Annotated in this window: 20 protein-coding genes; all 20 read left to right on the top strand. The window is 59.4% G+C overall.

The features are described 5' to 3' along the window. The first annotated feature begins 214 nt into the window (after window positions 1–214). A complete protein-coding gene (locus E0H22_RS25735; RefSeq protein ID WP_233023714.1) occupies window positions 215–1513 on the top strand; it encodes a flagellin N-terminal helical domain-containing protein in 1299 nt (432 codons plus the stop codon). 125 nt (window positions 1514–1638) lie between these two features. Continuing rightward, window positions 1639–3285: a flagellar basal-body MS-ring/collar protein FliF gene (gene fliF / locus E0H22_RS25730; protein WP_233023713.1), complete on the top strand. Its 1647-nt coding sequence runs from the start codon at window positions 1639–1641 to the stop codon at window positions 3283–3285. After that, complete coding sequence (locus E0H22_RS25725; RefSeq protein WP_233023712.1) at window positions 3282–3968, top strand: hypothetical protein; 687 nt, start codon at window positions 3282–3284, stop codon at window positions 3966–3968. Before fliF ends, E0H22_RS25725 begins: the two co-directional genes overlap by 4 nt. A 1-nt stretch (window position 3969) precedes the next feature. Then, window positions 3970–5280, top strand: a complete 1311-nt coding sequence (locus tag E0H22_RS25720) for a MotB family protein (RefSeq protein WP_233023711.1) — start codon at window positions 3970–3972, stop codon at window positions 5278–5280. Further along, complete coding sequence (locus E0H22_RS25715; RefSeq protein WP_233023710.1) at window positions 5277–6461, top strand: chemotaxis protein; 1185 nt, start codon at window positions 5277–5279, stop codon at window positions 6459–6461. The genes E0H22_RS25720 and E0H22_RS25715 overlap by 4 nt, the downstream gene beginning before the upstream one ends. Then, entirely contained in the window at window positions 6458–7708 is a 1251-nt protein-coding gene (gene fliK / locus E0H22_RS25710) for a flagellar hook-length control protein FliK (RefSeq protein WP_233023709.1), read from the top strand. The genes E0H22_RS25715 and fliK overlap by 4 nt, the downstream gene beginning before the upstream one ends. Before the next feature lie 43 nt (window positions 7709–7751). Beyond that, window positions 7752–8237, top strand: a complete 486-nt coding sequence (locus E0H22_RS25705; RefSeq protein WP_233023708.1) for a transglycosylase SLT domain-containing protein — start codon at window positions 7752–7754, stop codon at window positions 8235–8237. 72 nt (window positions 8238–8309) lie between these two features. Then, window positions 8310–9554, top strand: coding sequence for a flagellar hook protein FlgE (locus E0H22_RS25700; protein ID WP_233023707.1), 1245 nt, complete (start codon window positions 8310–8312; stop codon window positions 9552–9554). A gap of 32 nt (window positions 9555–9586) precedes the next feature. Then, window positions 9587–11056, top strand: coding sequence for a flagellar hook-associated protein FlgK (flgK, locus tag E0H22_RS25695; RefSeq protein ID WP_233023706.1), 1470 nt, complete (start codon window positions 9587–9589; stop codon window positions 11054–11056). 5 nt (window positions 11057–11061) lie between these two features. Then, a complete protein-coding gene (locus tag E0H22_RS25690; RefSeq protein ID WP_233023705.1) occupies window positions 11062–12105 on the top strand; it encodes a flagellar hook-associated family protein in 1044 nt (347 codons plus the stop codon). Further along, a complete protein-coding gene (gene flaF, locus E0H22_RS25685; RefSeq protein ID WP_233023704.1) occupies window positions 12044–12487 on the top strand; it encodes a flagellar biosynthesis regulator FlaF in 444 nt (147 codons plus the stop codon). The genes E0H22_RS25690 and flaF overlap by 62 nt, the downstream gene beginning before the upstream one ends. Before the next feature lie 8 nt (window positions 12488–12495). Beyond that, on the top strand, window positions 12496–12906 hold the full coding sequence (gene flbT / locus E0H22_RS25680) for a flagellar biosynthesis repressor FlbT (protein ID WP_233026559.1): 411 nt from the start codon (window positions 12496–12498) through the stop codon (window positions 12904–12906). Window positions 12907–12921: 15 nt separating this feature from the next. Further along, a complete protein-coding gene (gene flgD / locus E0H22_RS25675) occupies window positions 12922–13335 on the top strand; it encodes a flagellar hook assembly protein FlgD (protein ID WP_233023703.1) in 414 nt (137 codons plus the stop codon). A 2-nt stretch (window positions 13336–13337) separates the two neighbouring features. Continuing rightward, a complete protein-coding gene (fliQ, locus tag E0H22_RS25670; RefSeq protein ID WP_233023702.1) occupies window positions 13338–13604 on the top strand; it encodes a flagellar biosynthesis protein FliQ in 267 nt (88 codons plus the stop codon). Window positions 13605–13770: 166 nt separating this feature from the next. After that, window positions 13771–15858, top strand: a complete 2088-nt coding sequence (flhA, locus tag E0H22_RS25665; RefSeq protein WP_233023701.1) for a flagellar biosynthesis protein FlhA — start codon at window positions 13771–13773, stop codon at window positions 15856–15858. Continuing rightward, window positions 15855–16601, top strand: coding sequence for a flagellar biosynthesis protein FliR (gene fliR, locus E0H22_RS25660; RefSeq protein WP_233023700.1), 747 nt, complete (start codon window positions 15855–15857; stop codon window positions 16599–16601). The genes flhA and fliR overlap by 4 nt, the downstream gene beginning before the upstream one ends. 6 nt (window positions 16602–16607) lie before the next feature. Then, a complete protein-coding gene (locus E0H22_RS25655; RefSeq protein ID WP_233023699.1) occupies window positions 16608–17003 on the top strand; it encodes a hypothetical protein in 396 nt (131 codons plus the stop codon). 27 nt (window positions 17004–17030) lie between these two features. Continuing rightward, window positions 17031–17486 (top strand): rod-binding protein, encoded by a 456-nt coding sequence (locus E0H22_RS25650; RefSeq protein ID WP_233023698.1) that lies wholly within the window; start codon window positions 17031–17033, stop codon window positions 17484–17486. Between the two features lie 33 nt (window positions 17487–17519). After that, window positions 17520–18005 carry a hypothetical protein gene (locus E0H22_RS25645; protein WP_233023697.1) on the top strand — a complete coding sequence of 162 codons (486 nt, stop codon included), beginning with the start codon at window positions 17520–17522 and terminating at the stop codon, window positions 18003–18005. Then, window positions 18002–18454 carry a hypothetical protein gene (locus E0H22_RS25640; protein WP_233023696.1) on the top strand — a complete coding sequence of 151 codons (453 nt, stop codon included), beginning with the start codon at window positions 18002–18004 and terminating at the stop codon, window positions 18452–18454. The genes E0H22_RS25645 and E0H22_RS25640 overlap by 4 nt, the downstream gene beginning before the upstream one ends. Window positions 18455–18481: the final 27 nt, after the last annotated feature.

Below are 18481 nucleotides of genomic sequence, written 5' to 3'. Positions count from 1 at the left end.
TTCATCGAACTGGATGAACGAGGGTACGCGCCGTTAACTATATGGCTTTTCGCCGACTTCAGCTTTGGGTAAGGTTTGGCGGATAGCGTGCAATTCACGACAGGTTGGATCGACCAGACGTCGACAATTCCAAAGGCATGATGCCGCCCTGTCGTACCGGTGAAAGTCCGGTATGTCCCCCGCAAACATTCAAATCGAATTAAAGGGACATACAATGTCTAGCTTGATGACCAACTCCCAGGCGATGACCGCGCTGCAGACGCTGCGCTCGGTCAACTCCAACCTCTCCACCACGATGAACCGCATCTCGACCGGGTACCGCGTCGCGACGGCTTCGGACAACGCCGCTTACTGGTCGATCGCCACCACGATGCGTTCGGACGTGCAGGCTCTGGGTGCCGTGCAGGACGCTCTCGGTCTCGGCGCCGCCACCATCGACACGATGTATACGGGCCTGGAAGGCACGGTGGACGTCGTTTCGTCGATCAAGGAGAAGCTGGTTGCTGCCCGTACACCAGGCGTCGATCGTGCCAAGATCCAGTCAGAAATCACCGAACTCCAGAAGCAGCTGAAGAACACCGCCGACAGCGCCGTGTTCAACGGTGAAAACTGGATCTCGGTGGACTCGCAGCAGGCGACCTACAACTCGAGCAAGTCGGTTGTGTCGTCGTTCTCCCGCGCTGGCGGCGTCGTCTCGGTCGATACCCTGACCGTCGACCTCGATGCGATCAAGCTCTACGACAAGACGCTGGACACTGCCTACAAGACAGCTCACGCTGCCGCCACCACCACGACGCTCACTTTCGATCCCGCGACCGTCGGTGACGCGGCCGCCACGCCGCCGACGACCGCCGGGACGATCGCTTTCGCCGTTACGACCGCTGCGGGCACCACCACGACCACGTTGAACGTGTCGCAGAAGTCCACGATTCAGGACGTCGCCAAGGCGCTGAACGGTCTGGGCATCGAAGGCCTTACCGTCGGCATCAACGCCGATGGCAAGACGATCGAGATCAAGAACGCCAGCACCACGTCGATCGCCACCACCGATACCGATGGCGGTTCCACCGGCGGCGCCGTGACGGCGCAGGCTCCAGCGAGTGCCGGCGTCAAGACCGAGAAGGGCATTCTCGACAAGACCTATGACGTCTATCAGAACGGCGCCTGGGGCGAATTCAGCGTTGCGAACCTCGACATCTCGAAGTTCACGGACAGCGCGACCGACCTCGCCGCGCTGGAAACCTATATCGCCGGCGTTGACAACGCGCTGGGCACGATCACCGATGCCGCCACCAATCTCGGCGCCATCAAGAACCGTATCGGCCTGCAGCAGGATTTCGTGAAGGTCCTGACAGACTCGCTCGATCGCGGTATCGGCCAGCTCGTCGACGCTGACATGAACGCCGAATCGACCCGCCTCCAGGCTCTGCAGACGCAGCAGCAGCTCGGCATTCAGGCGCTGTCGATCGCCAACTCGGGCAGCCAGAGCATCCTGTCGCTGTTCCGCGGTTAATCTCGCGCCCATACGATCTAAAATGGCCGCGCTAGCAATAGCGCGGCCATCGCGCGTTAAGCATCTCGTAATGCTCGGACAAGCTTCGCAATCGATGATCGTGTCGAAAGTGGGCAGAGGATTCGATGGTCAATCGCGAGCATGCGCAGAAGCTCTGGAACAATCTCCTGGAGCTCGGTACCAAGCGTCTCATTCTGCTTGCGGTGATTGGGGTCGCGGTCTTCGCCGGCGTTGGCGGCGGTGCCTATTATCTCAGTCGGCCGGAGTACAATACGCTCTATGCCGGCCTCAGTCGCGAGGATGTCTCGCGCGTCGGTTCAGTACTGCGCGATGCCAACATCGCCTTCGACATCAACTCGGCGGGTGATACCATTTATGTCCGCCCGGCGCAGACGGCGCAGGCGCGCACGCTGCTGGCGGACAAAGGCCTGCCCAGCAACACCAGCGGTGGTTATGAACTGTTCGACAAGATCGGATCGCTCGGACTGACGTCCTTCATGCAGGAAGTGACGCGTGTGCGCGCCCTCGAGGGCGAGATTGCGCGGACGATTCAAGTGCTCAAGGATGTCAAGGCTGCACGCGTTCATATTGTAATTCCGGCGCGGGGGTCCTTCCGCCGGGAACAGTTGCCGCCGTCGGCATCGGTGGTGCTGCGAACGGAAGGACCGGCGGACGCCCGCACCGCGCGCTCGGTCCGTCATCTTGTGGCTGCTGCCGTCCCCGGCATGACGGCGGACAAGGTTACAGTGCTCGACAGCAACGGCTCGTTGCTTTCTGACGATGATGGTGGAGGCATCGGAGCGACTCCGACCACGATGGCCAATCTGCAGCGCGTCGTCAGTCGATCCATCCAGGAGAACGTCAGCCGTGCGCTGACACCCTATCTCGGTCTGGACAATTTCGAAGTAAGCGTTGCGACTCAGTTGTCGACCGACAAGCGGCAGACCAACGAGACCACCTACGATCCGGATTCGCGCGTGCAGCGCTCGGTCCGCGCGGTGCGTGAGAAGGAATCGTCGCAAAGTGCAGACCGGCAGCAGCCGACGACGGTTCAGCAGAACCTCCCGGATCAGCAGGTCAATGCGAACGGGGCGAAAAACTCCAGCGACGAGAAGCAACGCCGCGAGGACATCACCAATTATGAGGTTTCGTCGAAGACGGTGACGACGGTGAGCGACGGTTACGTGGTGAACAAGATGTTCCTGGCGGTGCTGGTCAATCGACCGCGCTTGGCGGCCAGTCTTGGCGACAAAGCCAGCGATGCGGCCATTGACGCCAAGGTTGCCGAGATCGCACAGATCGCGGCAACCGCGGCCGGCATCGACAAGCCGCGCGGCGATCAGATTCAGGTCTCGGCGGTCGAGTTCATGGAGGGCGCGCGCGATATGGCGCCTGTGCCGTCCATTACCTTCACGGAAGTCATGATGCGTCAGGCGGGAAGCCTGGTGAGCGCCATCACGATCCTTGCGGTTGCCGGCATGCTGATCTGGTTCGGTCTGCGTCCCGCGATCAATACGATCCTGGCGAGTGCAAAGACGGACGAAGCCGCCCAGTTCCAGGCTGAAACCAATGCTTTGACGGGCGGTAGCGCCGCCGGCGGCGCCACGACGATGGCGGTGCTGGCTAACGAACCGCCGCCGAATCTCATTCAGGACGTCTCGACCAGTATTCAGAATGCCCCGCAGAAGCGATTGGAGCAGATAATCCAGCTCGATGAGAAACAGGCCGCCGCCATTCTCAAGCAGTGGATTAGACAGGAGGAGCCGGCATGAGCGCAGAGAAAGTCGCCCGATTGATCGCGGATTTCGATCGGCCGGATCCTGTCAAGCCGCGCAGTCGCGTCGTTCCGTTCGATCACCTGCATCATTCCGCCGTCCGTTCACAGCATCAACCGCTGATCGAAAAGCAGCCGCGTGGGCCACAACCACAGCCGTTGATGGAGAAGAATCCGGTTGCCGTGGAAGACGACGGTTATGAGCGCGGTCTCGCCGATGGCTATGCCAAGGCGAGGACGGAGTTCGAGCAGAAGCTGGAGCAAGAACGGCAGGGATTTGTCGCGCAGGCAGCCGAAGAGCGCCGGCAACTGCTCAATGAGACCGCCGCAAAGCTTGCGGCCGATGTGACCGAGGCCGGCAACGATCTGCAGAGCAGGATCGCCGGCGTCACGGCACGCATTCTGGAGCCGATGATCATCAGCGCCGCGCAAAGGCAGGCTGTTGCCAGTTTCATCGATCACCTGTCGTCGATCGCGACCGATGTACGGCGCCCGGTCCTGCGTCTGACCGGCCCGTCCGAATTGCTCGAACTGATCCGAAACAAGCTCGGTGTCCGTGCCATAGCTATCGAGTTGCGTCCCGGTCCCGAGCTTGAGGCGTCGATTACGATCGATCAGGTCGTGCTCGAAACGCAGCTCAAGGTCTGGACCGATCGACTGAAACTGGCGCTTCAAAGCTAAAATGGCCGACCAGCAACCAACCGAAATTCTGATTATTCGTCGCCGCAGCTCTCTGGATGCAAGCGAGACAAAGAATAGCGTCTGGAAGATCGCCTATGCGGATTTCATGACGGCGATGATGGCGTTCTTCCTGGTGATGTGGCTGATCAATGTCACCAGTCAGGAAGCGCGCGAAAGCGTCGCGACCTACTTCAACCCGATCAAGCTGACGGATTCGACGCCGGATCGGAAAGGCGTCAACGATGCGCGCCGCGTCGATCCCGGCAAGGCCACTGAGGGGAATATCAAATCGCCCCTTCCGGAGCCCGGCCAGCCAACGACGGATGTGGTCCAGCCCCAGCCGCCGCAACCCCGCTATGGCGAGGCGACGTTGTTCCGCGACCCTTATGCGGTGCTTACGGAGATTGCCGGTGGGCCGCCGCGCACCGGTCAGACTAGCGGCGCGCTCGACCAGACGCGTAGGGAAGGGCTGAAAGGCGGCGAGGCCTATCGCGATCCGTTCGATCCGATCAACTGGCCGATGGCATCAATTTCGTCCCTTGAAAGGATGCCCGCCGGCCGTAAAGATGCGGGGAGCCTCCCTTATGGTGAAGATATAGCGACCGTCACCGAGGGGCAGGAGCCTCGTCCGGCCGATCCGAAGCCGGATGCCACCGGCACGCTCGTTCAGGAGACGGCCGGCACCAGCTCCACTCCGCCGAAATCCGAGAAGCTTGATCCGCCAAAACCTGTCGGTCTGTTCTCTGATGATGTCGCCAAACCCAACGCCGTGGCCGACATGAAACTGAGTGCGGCGGAGAAGCCTCCTGCAAAGACCGATAAGCCGCAGGCACAGGTGGAAAAGACGACGCAAACGGATGCGGCAAAACTGCAGTCAACTATATCCGCGGCGCTGGCGACGCTTGGTGCGGTGCATCCCGTTGCCGAAGTGCGCGAGACGCCGGAAGGTCTGCTCGTCAATCTCACCGATGACGCAAACTATGGCATGTTCGCCAACGGCTCAGCCGAACCGACGCCAGGCCTGGTGCGCACGCTGGACAAGATCACGCCGATGATCGCTCAGAACCGCGGTCAGGTGATCGTACGCGGACATACCGATGCGCGTGTGTTCCGAACAGCGGAATACGACAATTGGCGACTTTCCACGGCGCGCGCTCACATGGCCTATCACATGCTGGTGCGGGGCGGGCTTGACGCGGCGCGTGTCGAGCGGATCGAAGGCTATGCCGATCGTCGTTTGAAGGACCAAAGCGACCCGCTGGCGGCTCAGAACCGGCGGATCGAGATCCTGATCCGTGCGCCGACGCTATGATCTTTTGCAGGACAGCCGCGGTCATGCTGGTCATGTACATTGGCACCGCCAATGCGCAGCAGGTCGATGAACCGGCGCGTCAGCCGTATCAGATGGTCCGCTCGTTGCAGATGTTACAGGATCAGATCGCGCGAGGAGATCTCGAAGCCCACAATGCGCAGCCGGCACTGCTGAAGCGAATTGGCGACAGCTTTCTGAAGACGGACTCTGAGCTGTGGAAGGAACCGCGCAACGCGCGCGCGGCAGTGACGTTCCTGTTGAGCGGCGGTTCGCCGCAAGTCCTTGCATCGCTCCGTGCGCGCAATGTGATGAACATCGACGAATCGACCGTCGATGGCGCCATTGCCTATGTTGAAGGACGGATCGACGAGGCTAAAGCCAAGCTCGGCCATATCAAGCCGCGTAGCCTGCCAGCGACGCTCGGCGCAGAGATCGCCCTGGTGCAATCGGCGTTGATCGCGCAGGAAGATCCCAAAGCAGCGATCGCGTTGCTCGATGACGTCCGTCTCATGATGCCTGGAACTCTCGTGGAGGAGGCAGCCTTGCGCCGTGAGATCTTCATCGTCGGCCAGGATGACGATTTCGACAAGTTCGAGGCGTTGGCCACCCGCTATTTCCGCCGCTTCCGTCATTCCATTTATGCAGGGAATTTCCGCCAACGTTTTGCGCTCTCTGTCGCACGTTTCAGTTTTGCGCAGCGGCCAGATCGTTTCCCGCGGCTGGTTGCGGTTCTCGATCATCTTGATCGGAGCAGCCAGCGTGGCTTGTATCTGTTGATTGCACGTACTGCACTCGTGCGCGGCAAGACAAGTATGGCCGCTCTCGCGGCCGAGCGTGCTTTTGTCCTGTCCGATGAGAGCAGCCCCGAGCGTCTGCGTGCGCAGCTCTATCACGCCGCCGCGCGCGTCGTCACACAGGGGCATAGTCAAGCTATTGCTGAGCTTGAAAAGATCGACAAGAGCAAACTGTCGGAGCGGGACGCCGAACTACAGGCGGCCGCACTGTCCATTGGACTGAATGTTCGCAAAGCATTGCCGGAAGCCGCCAAGGGCAGCAGCGATACGGGCCCCAAGACGGTGATGCGTCCGCGGATAGATTTTACCCGGTCGATGGCCGTTGTGGACCACGCACAAAAGCTGCTCGATCAATCGCAGGATCAATTGAAGGAGAAGATGCGATGAGCCAGGCCGATCTTTTGACGGCTATGTTTGGTCAGCTCGCGTCTGCGAAAGCGGGTGGGAGGGGTGGACCGAACGGTGGGCTCCATTCCAAGGAAGGGAAGGAGAAGGCCGAGCATTTCCGCGAGCAGATGCGGCAAGTCTCTAGAGACAAGTCGCCTGTTATTCCGAAGAACGTCAAAAATACTGTGCATCTCGCAACAGTTGCGGCAACGCCAACCCTCGAGGCATCGGCGGTTCTCGCCGAGCTCGCAGGCGAGGTAAAGCCAAAGCCGGTTGCAAGCGAGCAGCTGGAGAAGGAAGAGGATACGCCGAAGTCCGCCGGAGAAGGCAAGCCAGCCGCAGCGACGATACAGGACTGGCGCGATCCGAATGCCATCCTCAGCGCCGTGATGTCGAAGCTGGGCCATGCGCAGCAAAACTCAGAGCGAGATGATAGTTCGGCGTCGCAGTCTTCGACGTCACGTGTCGTTCTCGACACCGAGGACAAGTCGCCTGAATGGACGGGGGCTGCAAATACGGTGGATATGGATATTCCGGATATCGATGGGCCCGCTCCCAAGCGGTTCACCGCATCCGTCGAAACGGTGGATACGAAACCGGCTCCCATCAGCAAGGCCGTTGTTCGCGAGCAGGAAACCCATTTCGAACCTGTCCAGCAGGTGACGACGCTGCAAAAAATCGTGGATCGGATGGCGAGCAACCTTCCGGCCGTGACGTCACCCGAGAGCGCGCATGTGGCCGAACCGCCGTCGCAGGAGTTCGTGAAATCCGCAGAAAGTCGTCCGGTACGGATGATGACGCTCGAACTCGACCCGCCGAATCTCGGCTCCGTGACGATCAAGATGCGGCTCGCCGGCGCCTCCGTCGAAGTTCATCTCACCGCAGACCGGCTTGAGACCACGCATCTGCTGCGTCAGGAGCGCGGGGCCCTGGCCGATGCGATGCAATCGGCCGGCTACAGCTTCGACATCACCGCCATCGATCATACGCGCACACCCGACGCTAATATCAGCAACGGCCAATCGCAGTCACAACCGCAACAACAGCAGGCATCTTCGGATCAACGTGGCTCCACGTCATCGTCGAACGGTTCGCAGACGGATGGCGGCTCATCGAGCCGATCATCTGGCGATGGGCATGGCGGAGGACGGCAGAACAGGCAGGATCATGATCGATCGCACACTCCCGCCGAGCGTCCGCAGGATCAAGGCATCCGCGGCATTCGCAGCAGCACTCTCTATCTTTAGCGTTCCGGAAGTCGCGCGCGCTGATGGGCCGTGCGAACGGGAAATGGCGCGTGCTGCGCGCCAGCACGGCGTGCCGCTCGGCGTTCTCTATGCGGTCGGTCTCAGCGAGACAGGGCGCAAGGGAGTGCTCAATCCGTATGCGCTGAACGTCGATGGCCGAACCGTCCTCGCCACCGACCTGCGCGATGCAGTCGCGCGTTTCGCGGACGAAAAGCGCAAAGGCGCCAAGCTGGTCGATCTCGGCTGCATGCAGATCAATCATCGTTATCACGGCGAGAAATTCACCAGTGTGGAAGCGATGTTCGATCCAGCGCGGAATGTCGCATATGCAGCGCGATTTCTGAAAGAATTGCGTGCGCGCGAAGGAAACTGGACCATGGCTGTCGCCCGTTACAATGCCGGACCGAACAATGTCGTCGGTCAGAAACGCTACATCTGCAGCGTCATCGGCAGTCTGGTCGCGAGCGGTTTCGGATCATGGACCAATAACGCGCGCAGCTTCTGCGCTGAACGTACAGCATCGCGGTAGCCTGTGGATAACCGCCAGCCCCGCGCAAGCAATCTCCACTCTAATACCCCCACGTCAAACGGAGGATGATCGATGAGTCTGTATGGTGTGATGCGCACGGGCGGCTCCGGCATGAATGCGCAGTCGAACAAACTCGCAACGGTCGCCGATAACATCGCGAATGTGAACACCACCGGTTACAAGCGCGCTTCGACGGAGTTCTCGTCACTCATCCTGCGCAGCGGTAGCGGCAATTATAACTCCGGCAGCGTCGAGACGCAGGTTCGCTATGCGATCTCCGATCCCGGGACGATGAACTACACGACCTCCGCGACTGATCTTGCGATCCAGGGGAACGGGTTCTTTATTGTCAGCAATGCCGGTGGGACACCGTTCCTGACGCGCGCGGGCTCGTTTGTTCCGGACGGTCAGGGCAATCTCTACAACACCGCCGGCTACTATCTGATGGGCTATAGCCTGCAGAACGGAGCAGTGCCCGATGTCGTAGCCAACGGTCTCGGGAATCTGCAGGTCGTCAACATCGCGCAGCAGACGCTGGTCGGGAATCCAACCACAGAAGCGAGCATCGTCGGCGCCAATCTCGATGCTAATGCGGCGATCTCGACCGGAGCCCCCAATTTCACGTCGAAGACCTCGCTGATCACTTACGATAACATCGGAAATGCGGTGAAACTGGACATGTATATGTTCAAAACCGCAGCCAACACCTGGGACGTCGAAATCTATAACAGCGCCGATGCTGCGCCGGGCGGCGGCTTCCCCTATACCGGCGCTCCGCTTGCGACCCAGACTTTCACGTTCGATGTCAGCGCAACCGGTAAGGGACGTCTCGATGCGGCCAGCCCCACGTCGATGACGTTTAACATTCCCGGTGGTTCGGCCTTTACCTTCAACATGTCGAACATGACGCAGGTCGCCGACGAATTCCAGTTCAAGGCCACCACCAACGGAAACGCTCCGAGTGGTCTCGATCGCGTGGAAGTTGCTGCCGATGGAACGATGTATTCGATCTTCGACGACGGTACACGCATCGCGACATGGAAGATTCCGTTGGCGACGGTGCCGAGCCCGGACAATCTCTCTCCGGAGGCGGGCAACGTTTATTCGGTCAGCATCAATTCCGGAAACATCCAGGTCGATTATGCCGGAAATAGCGGGCTCGGCACCATCAAATCTGAAGCGCTGGAGGCATCGAACGTCGATCTCGCCAATGAACTGACGGCGATGATCGAGTCGCAGCGCGGCTATACGGCGAATTCAAAGGTGTTCCAGACCGGCGCGGATCTGCTCGATGTGCTCGTCAATCTGAAGCGCTAGGCGTCGTACGTCAATTCTGACAGAGGCTCACAATGTCACTTACGATCGCGCTCAGCTCAGCTCGTTCGTCGCTTATGGCGGCAGGGGTGCAGTCTTCCGTCATCTCGCGCAATATTGCGGGAACGCAGCAAGAGGGATATTCGCGCAAGAATGCGTTGATCGTGTCGCAGCCGGGCAGTGGCGTCTACGTCAACGGCATCCAGCGTGCCGCGAGCGCCGGATTGTTCAACAATGTGGTCAAGGCAGTCGCGAATACGGCTCAGCAGGACGCGCTCTACAACGGCCTGCAGAAAGTCGCTGCCGTCACGATCGATGATCCTGAACTCGACCAGTCCGCGGCGGCGCAGCTGGCCAAGCTCAAGAGTGCCTTACAGCAATATACGTCGGCGCCCGACAATGTGACCTTCGCCCAGTCCGCAGTGAAGGCGGCAAAGGATGTGGCCACCTCGCTGAACGATTCGACGACGACCGTGCAGAAGGCGCGTGCGGACGCAGATGCCGAGATGGCGACTTCAGTCCGGACCATCAACGAATTGCTCGCCCAGTTCGAGCAAGTGAATACAACCATCGTGAAGGGAACCACGGCCGGAGCCGATGTCACCGATCACCTGGATATGCGCGACAGCATTCTTTCAAAGCTGTCACAGGAAGTTGGCGTCACTTTCACCACCCGCGCCAACAACGACATGGTCATCTATACCGATTCTGGTGTGACGCTTTTTGAAAAAACGGCGCGGACGGTTACCTTCGACGCGACCAATTCCTATACAGCGGGTTTGACGGGAAATGCGGTCGTAATCGACGGTGTCGCCGTTACCGGAGCCAACTCGGTTATGCCGATAGGATCCGGAAAACTCGCCGGCCTTGCCGCACTGCGCGACGACAAGTTGGTAACTTATCAAAACCAGCTCGATGAGATCGCCCGTGGTGTGATCGAGATCTTCGCCGAGCAAGATCAGAGCGGTGGCGGCGGCCCGGCCCTCACTGGCCTCTTCACCTACAGCGGTGGGCCGGCAATGCCAGCGCCGGGCGTCATCAATCCCGGGCTGGCCGGCACCATCAGGGTCGCCGACGCCGTCGATCAGGCGCTGGGCGGCAATCCGAGCCTCATCCGCGACGGCGGTATCAACGGCGCCAATTATATTTACAACGCCGGCGGAGAGGCAGGCTTCTTTGCGCGCATTCAAGGCCTTGTGGATGACATGGGCACGGCCCGGCCGTTTGATCCGAATGCGCTTGGCAAGCCCAGTGGCACCTTGATCGATTTTGCTGGGTCCTCGGTGAGCTGGCTGGAAGCTCAGCGCAAAACGGTTGGTGACGCGGCGACTTACAATCAAACGCTGCTGGAGCGCAGCGCCGATGCGCTTTCCAATGTCAACGGTGTCAATATGGATGATGAAATGTCCTTCATGCTCCAGATTGAGCGCACATTTTCCGCTTCATCCAAGTTGATCGCGACGATCGACCAGATGTTTCAGAACCTTCTTCAGGCGGTGAGGTAATCGATATGGCTGCGACATTCATCTCATCGAACTCGATCGCGACAACGTTGCGCATTTCGGCCTCGAAGAGCCAGGTTGCAATTGCAAAGGGCGTCAAGGAAGCCACGACAGGTCGGCACGACGATATCGGCAAGGAACTTGGAGCGTTGACCGGGCGCAACGTCACGCTGCGCGCGGAGTTGCTGGAGGTCGACAAGCTCGTCGATACCAATTCATTGGTAGGGGCGCGGCTGGAAGTGGCGCAGGAACGTCTGTCACAAACGATCGAAACGGCTCAAGCTTTCCAGAAGGATCTGCTGGCGGCGCGGAATTCAGCCAATGGCGGTGGGATCATTGCACAGCCTGCGGCTTCGAATCTCGGTTCGTTGCTCGCAACCCTGAACGTATCGATGGATGGTCAGTTTCTGTTCGCTGGCATCAACACATCGCAGCAGCCGATGACACCCTACGAAACCGGTTCGGCGAGTAAGACGGCAATCGATGCGGCGTTCACTGCGGCATTTGGATTTCCGCCCGGTTCGCCCGGTGCCGAGAACATCCTGCCAGGCGACATGGAGGCGTTTCTCGACAACGCATTTGCGGCGGAGTTCGCCGATCCGGCCTGGGGGACGAACTGGTCTTCCGCTTCCGATCAGGTCATGCGCAGTCGAATTTCGACGACCCAGACGATCGATTCTTCGGCCAGCGCCAACGACGTCGCATTCCGCAAGCTGGCGATGGCCTATACGATGCTCTCCGGGCTGGGGGTCGACAAGATGAATCAGTCCACGTTTCAGGTGGTTACTGACAAAGCTCTGCTTCTGGTCGCTGGCGCTGTCGCCGACCTCGCGAGCGTCGGCGCGCGGCTCGGCACTGCGCAGGAGCAGACCACCACTGCTACCAGTCGCCTTAAGGTGCAAAGCGACATCGTGACCAAACAGGTCAATGCGATGGAGAGCGTCGATCCGGAAGAGGCGTCGGTCCGGGTCACGAGCCTGAGAAACCAGCTTGAAATGTCACACGCGCTGTCCGCGCAGATCCAGAAGCTCAGCATTCTCAACTATCTCTGATTGGCGCAATTACAGCAGCGGGTTGTCTTTCGACATGACATTGGCAAGTTACGACACAGAGATCGAGGACGGTGGCCGCGAAGCGCGTTCGCGCGAAAAACGGGCGCTCAATCACGGAATCGGTCTATTGCAGAGAATGCAGGCCGGCGAACTTACTGCATCGGAACGTACCGATGCGTTTCTTTATATCCGCGATCTGTGGGCGTTCTTCATTCAGGATCTCTCGAACTCCCGCAATGGCCTGCCGGAACAATTGCGAGCGCAATTGATCTCCATCGGCCTCTGGATTGTCAAGGAAGCGGAGCGCAATCGCGAGGCGCAGCTGAATGATGTCGAAGATCTCGTAGCGGTGAACGTTGCAATCCGGGATTCCCTCGGATGAAGAAGCCGATGTGTATCTCGCTTCGTAGCGGGGAAAAGATCTACATCAACGGCGCGGTGCTGCGTGTCGACCGCAAGGTAACGCTGGAGCTGATCAACGATGTGACCTTCCTGCTGGAAAGCCAGGTCATGCAGGTGGACGACGCCACCACGCCGATGCGCCAGCTTTACTTCGTGGTGCAACTTATGTTGATGAGCCCTGGTGACATCGATCAGGCCAAGGCGGTGTTCGGTCATCAACGCTGTGCGTTGTATGCCGCGGCCGACAATGCGGAATTGCTTGGCGGGCTCGATGCTGTGGAAACGCTTGTCGAAGCCGGACGCTATTACGAAGCCCTGCGCAAAATCAGATCACTCTTTGATATCGAGCAGTCGATCCTGACCAGCGCCGAAATGTTGCTGCCCGTGGCAGTCGCCTGAAACCGGAGAACTGACATGGAAGTCAATGGCGTTAATGCGAACCGATCGGCCACTGATACCGCTGCGACGTCATCGACGAGTTCGGCGGGAATGATCGATTATAACGGTTTCCTGCAGCTCCTGATCGCGCAAATGCGTAACCAGGATCCTACCAATCCGACAGATTCGACCGAATATATGAGCCAGCTCGCGCAGCTGTCGACGGTTGAGCAGGCGGTGAAGACAAATGCGAAGCTCGACAGTTTGCTGTCCTCCAGCGCGATTCAGCAGGCCGATGGCTTGATTGGCCGCACCGCGTCGTTCACCGACGATAAAGGGCAAACCACCTCCAGCAAGATCAAGGAAGTGACGATCATCACGGGCGGCGCAGTTGCGACGCTGGAGAACGGTGTGAAAGTGGCACTCGGCGCCGGCATCACGATTAGCTGATCATGAACGAGCGCGACGCCCTCGATATTGCCCAGCAGGCGGTCTGGACGATCATTGTGGCGGCCGGTCCCGCGGTGGGCGCCGCGATGCTGGTTGGCATCATTATCGCTCTGCTGCAAGCGCTGACGCAGGTGCAGGAGATGACGCTGACCTTCATTCCGAAAATCGTCGTCATGCTGATCGTCGTTGCTGTGACTGGTACCTTTATGGGTGCGCATATCTACGCTTTCACCGAAGTGCTCTACGGCCGGATCGAGCATGGGTTCTAAAGTCGGACTGATCTTCGATAGCCTGACTTTATCGATCTCCTTCGTCGAGCCGTGACCGTCTCGGAGAACAGGTGTCCGCCTTTCGGGGAAATCGCTTATCCGTTCGTCACCTTCGCGCAAGCTCGACGCTGCAAGATGCAGCGATGAGACTTACGCAGGAAGCGTCATGGCCGATGTAACGATATCCGCTCCCCCGGACGAACGGCGGGTCGGTACCGACGTGGCCTTCGCCGTCGGTATCGTCGCAATCCTGACGATGCTGGTACTCCCGGTTCCGACCTTCCTGATCGACGTCGGTCTATCCTTCTCCATCGCGCTATCTGCATTGATCTTGATGGTGTCGTTGTGGATCCAGCGTCCTCTGGATTTCTCGGCATTTCCGACAGTTCTGCTGATTGCAACGATCCTGCGGCTCGCGCTGAATGTTGCCACCACGCGCGTGATCCTGTCGCATGGCGGCGAGGGCGAACATGCTGCGGGTTACGTCGTCGCCGGCTTCGCGAAATTTGTCATGGGCGGCGATTTCGTCATCGGCCTGATCATTTTCGCCATCCTTGTCACGGTGAACTTTGTCGTGATCACCAAGGGTGCCACCCGTATCGCCGAGGTCGGAGCGCGCTTCACGCTCGATGCCATTCCAGGCAAGCAAATGGCCATCGATGCCGATCTTTCGGCCGGCCTGATCGACGACAAGGAAGCGCAACGCCGCCGTCGCGAGCTCGAAGAGGAAAGCGCGTTCTTCGGCGCCATGGACGGCGCCTCCAAGTTTGTTCGTGGCGATGCCATCGCGGGTCTGATCATCACGGCGATTAATATTTTCGGCGGAATCGTCATTGGCGTGACACATCACGGTATGCCGCTCGCGCGCGCTGCTGATGTGTTTACGAAACTGTCGGTCGGCGACGGTCTCGTCTCACAAATCCCGGCTTTGATCGTGTCGCTTTCGGCAGGTTTGCTGGTGTCGAAGGGCGGGACGCGGGGCTCGGCCGAGCAGACCGTTCTCAAACAACTCGGGGGCTACCCGCGCGCGCAATCCGTGGCGGCCCTGATGATGTTCGCGTTGGGGTTGTTGCCCGGACTGCCGTTGCTGCCCTTCGCTTTGCTCGGGTCCATCATGGCGTTCATGAGTTTCGCTCTGCCGCGCAAGCAGGCGGCACGCGATAAACTCGAACAGGCCCGCCTCGCCCAGGTTCAGGAAAAGGCGCAGATCGAGGCCAAGGATTCAGTCAAGGAGCTGCTCAAGACGTCAGACATTGAGCTATGCGTCGGCAGCCAGCTCGCGATCCAGATGCTCAGTGCCCATGGCGAGCTCGCGCATCGCGTTGCCAAGGTCCGGCGCCGCTTCGCCACCCAATACGGTTTCGTCGTTCCCGAGATCAAGCTCACCGACGATCTGTCGATCGGGCCGAAATCATACCGGATCAAGATCTACGGCACGATCGTCGCACAGCATGAACTACGCATCGGCGAATCACTGGTTCTGTTCGATGGCGACCGCCGGCCGGATGTGCCGGGCGACGAGACGATCGAGCCGGCATTTGGCATGAAAGCGATGTGGGTCCCGCAGGCCTTTGTTGACGAGATCCGGCAGGACGGCTTCAAGATCGCCGACAGTATCTCGATCCTGCTGACACATCTGAGCGAAGTCGTTCGTAACAACCTGGCACAGCTCCTCACCTATAAGGATACGCGCGCACTGATCGATCGGCTTGAGCCCGAGTACAAGCGACTGATCGAGGATATGGTGCCGTCGCAAATCTCTTACTCCGGCCTCCAGGCGGTTTTTAAGCTGCTCCTCGCCGAACGGGTTTCTATCCGCAACCTCCATCTCATTCTGGAAGCCGTCGCCGAGATCGCCCCGCATGTACGTCGTTCGGAACAGATCGCCGAACATGTCCGTATGCGGATCGCACAGCAGATCTGCGGCGATTTCGCCGACAACGGCGTCCTCAAGGTACTGCGCCTTGGCAATCGTTGGGATCTGGCTTTCCACCAGAGTCTCAAGCGCGACGGCAAGGGCGAGATTGTGGAGTTCGATGCCGATCCGCGACTTGTCGAGCAGTTTGCAGACGATGTCTCCACCGCGGTTCGAAAAGCGGCAGCCAACGGCGATACGGCTGTCCTGGTCGCGCCGCCGGACGTTCGGCCCTATGTGCGCATGATCACTGAGCGGATGTTCCCGACCCTCCCCGTGCTGTCGCATGTCGAAATAGCACGTGGTGCCGAGGTCAAATCACTCGGAGCCATCTCTTGATAACGGGCGCCTCCGTCTCGGTTCTGGTCACATTCCTGATCTTCTGCCGCGTCGGCACCTGCATCATGGTGGCCCCCGGCTACTCCCGCGTCAACATTCCGACCCAGGTGCGCCTCTTCCTTGCCGTCAGCGTCACATTGATGCTGACGCCCCTGCTCGAGGCATCGGTCCGCCCGGCAGTCGAAGGTGGGGCAGCTTCAGATCTGATAAGGCTCATCTTCTCGGAGCTTTTCGTTGGCCTCGTCATCGGGTTGACGGCGCGCATGTTCTTTGCGGCACTCGAAACGATGGCAACATTCGTTGCATCGGGGATCGGCCTCACGATGCCGAGTGTAGCAGACGACAACGAACATGTTCCTGCCCTAGTGCCGCTGATCACGCTGACTGCCACGGTCGTGTTCTTCGTTACCGGACAGCATTGGGAGCTGTTGCGCGGTCTGATCGGTTCCTACCGAATCTGGCTGCCGGCTACAGGCATCGGTACGGAAGCTGGCCTCACGCAGCTGGTAGACCATTTGTCTCAGGCATTTACCCTGGCATTGCGCGTTGCCAGTCCGTTTGTCGTCTATGCGGTGATCGTCAATTTCGCCGTTGGACTCGCCAACAAATTGACACCGAGCATTCCCGTTTACTTCATCTCGCTGCCGTTCGTTCTGATGGGGGGACTGATGCTGCTCTATCTGTCCAGCCGCGACATGATTCTGCAGTTCAGCATCGCATTCGCAGCGTGGCTGGTTGGGTAGGGCGATATGCAGAAGCGGGACCGCAAGATCCGTCGTATTGCCGCCGTACAGGCGAGACTTCATCGCATCGCCGAATGGCAGCTGATGGAATGCCAGACGCGAGAGAATGAGCTGGAAGATAAACAGCGACGTATTCTCGAAGCGTTCAATGACGAGAGTAAACTGCCGGACTTCCTCGTTCAGACTGCAGGTCAGAGCCTACGCGCCGCAAGCGTCGAGCAAGGTGCGGTGGTCAAAATCAAAGAGCGGCTAGCCGAGAACGCGCGAACGGAAGGCCGTAAACTGAAGCATGTGGAGCGGCTGGTTGACCTCGCGGTAGGGCGCGCGGCGAGGGAAGACGAGAAGCGCATGCTCGACGATGAAATTGATAAGGCGGTTCGCCGGTCGCTTCCGAATGTTTGATCTAACGAAGCCTGATTGGAGCACGACATGACGGTCGCACCGGTCGCCAACGATCTGATTACGGATGTCATCAATGCGGCTGATCCGGTCGCCCGACGCAATGCGGCGGGCCGGCTCGAACGTATGACCCCGGCTCGGGAAGCCGAGTTTGTCTCCGCCCTAAAAGGGGAATTCGCCGGCGTTCAAACCGAGGCCTCGCCTGTGCCGGCCCACGCGCCAGTTCCGACCACGCCGGTCATCCGCCAGAACGAGGGGAGCCACGGGGTCTATCGCAAGTTCGAGGCATTCGTCCTGCAGATATTCGTTGAAGCGATGCTGCCGAAAGACGCAGAGCAAGTGTTCGGCAAGGGGAGCGCCGGTAACATCTGGCGCTCGATGATGGCCGAGCAGATCGGCAATGAGATGGCGAAGGGCAAGGGCATCGGCATTGCCCGGCAATTGGCGAAATCGCGCACGGTCGCAACACCGGGTACTGAAGCATAACGGCCGGCACCGGTCATCACAGCGAGTCGGAACATGAAAGAGATCGAACACCGGAATATGGCATCGTCTTTGGAAACGCAGGCATTGGCCGTTACGGATTCTGAACTATTGGCGGTCGAAGAGATACCGGTCCTGACTCAGGAACAGCATGCCGGTGCCGAATGGCTGGGTACCCAGAGCAACGCTCTCGCTGCGATCGAGCGTTTGAAGGTCACGATCGATGAGGAGACTTCCAAGCTCGAATCCCGCGCCGTTGTCGATTTCGACACTTTCAGCCAGCGCAAGAATCGAGGCTTGCTCGAACTGACCCGCGCAATACGGCTGACGTCCGACATCGAGGCCGATCCCCGGGTGACTCCACAGCTCATCCAGCTGCGTGCGAGCTTAATTCGTAATCAGGCTGCGCTGCAGATCCACCTCGATGCGGTGCGGGAAGTTTCGGCGATCATCGCGAAGTCGATCCAGGAGGTCGAATCGGACGGCACCTATTCGCTGCCGATGCCGGTTAGCCGCTCATGATGAAGCTCTTGTTGACGGGCGTCTGGGCCTGCCTGGTGACGGTCGGGACGAGCCTCGGTATTTCCTATTGGAAGGAGACCGCGGCCGCATTACCTGCAAAGCAGGAGCAGCCGGAAGGTCTCGTTTATGAAAAAGTCAAGGTGATCAACGTGCCGATGATCGCCGAGGGTAACGTCCAGGGATATGTGATCACCCAGCTCGTCTTCACCGCTGATGCAAAAGTATTGCGCCAGCTCCCCGTGCCGCCGGAACCGTTCGTGGTCGATGAAGCGTTTCGCACGCTCTATAGTGACGAGAAGCTCGATTTCAAAAACCTTGGACGTTACGATCTCGCGCAGTTCGTGCAGGCCGTACGGATGCAAGTGAACAAGCGGCTGCAGGTGGACGCGCTGCAGGAAATCCTGGTGCAGGATTTCAACTATGTCTCGAAGGATCAGCTTCGCCGTTGAGGCATCGGCCCGCGGCCCTGGGTTGGT

The sequence above is a fragment of the Rhodopseudomonas boonkerdii genome (assembly GCF_021184025.1).
Classification (GTDB): domain Bacteria; phylum Pseudomonadota; class Alphaproteobacteria; order Rhizobiales; family Xanthobacteraceae; genus Tardiphaga; species Tardiphaga boonkerdii.
This window is presented reverse-complemented; position numbering and strand designations above follow the sequence as displayed.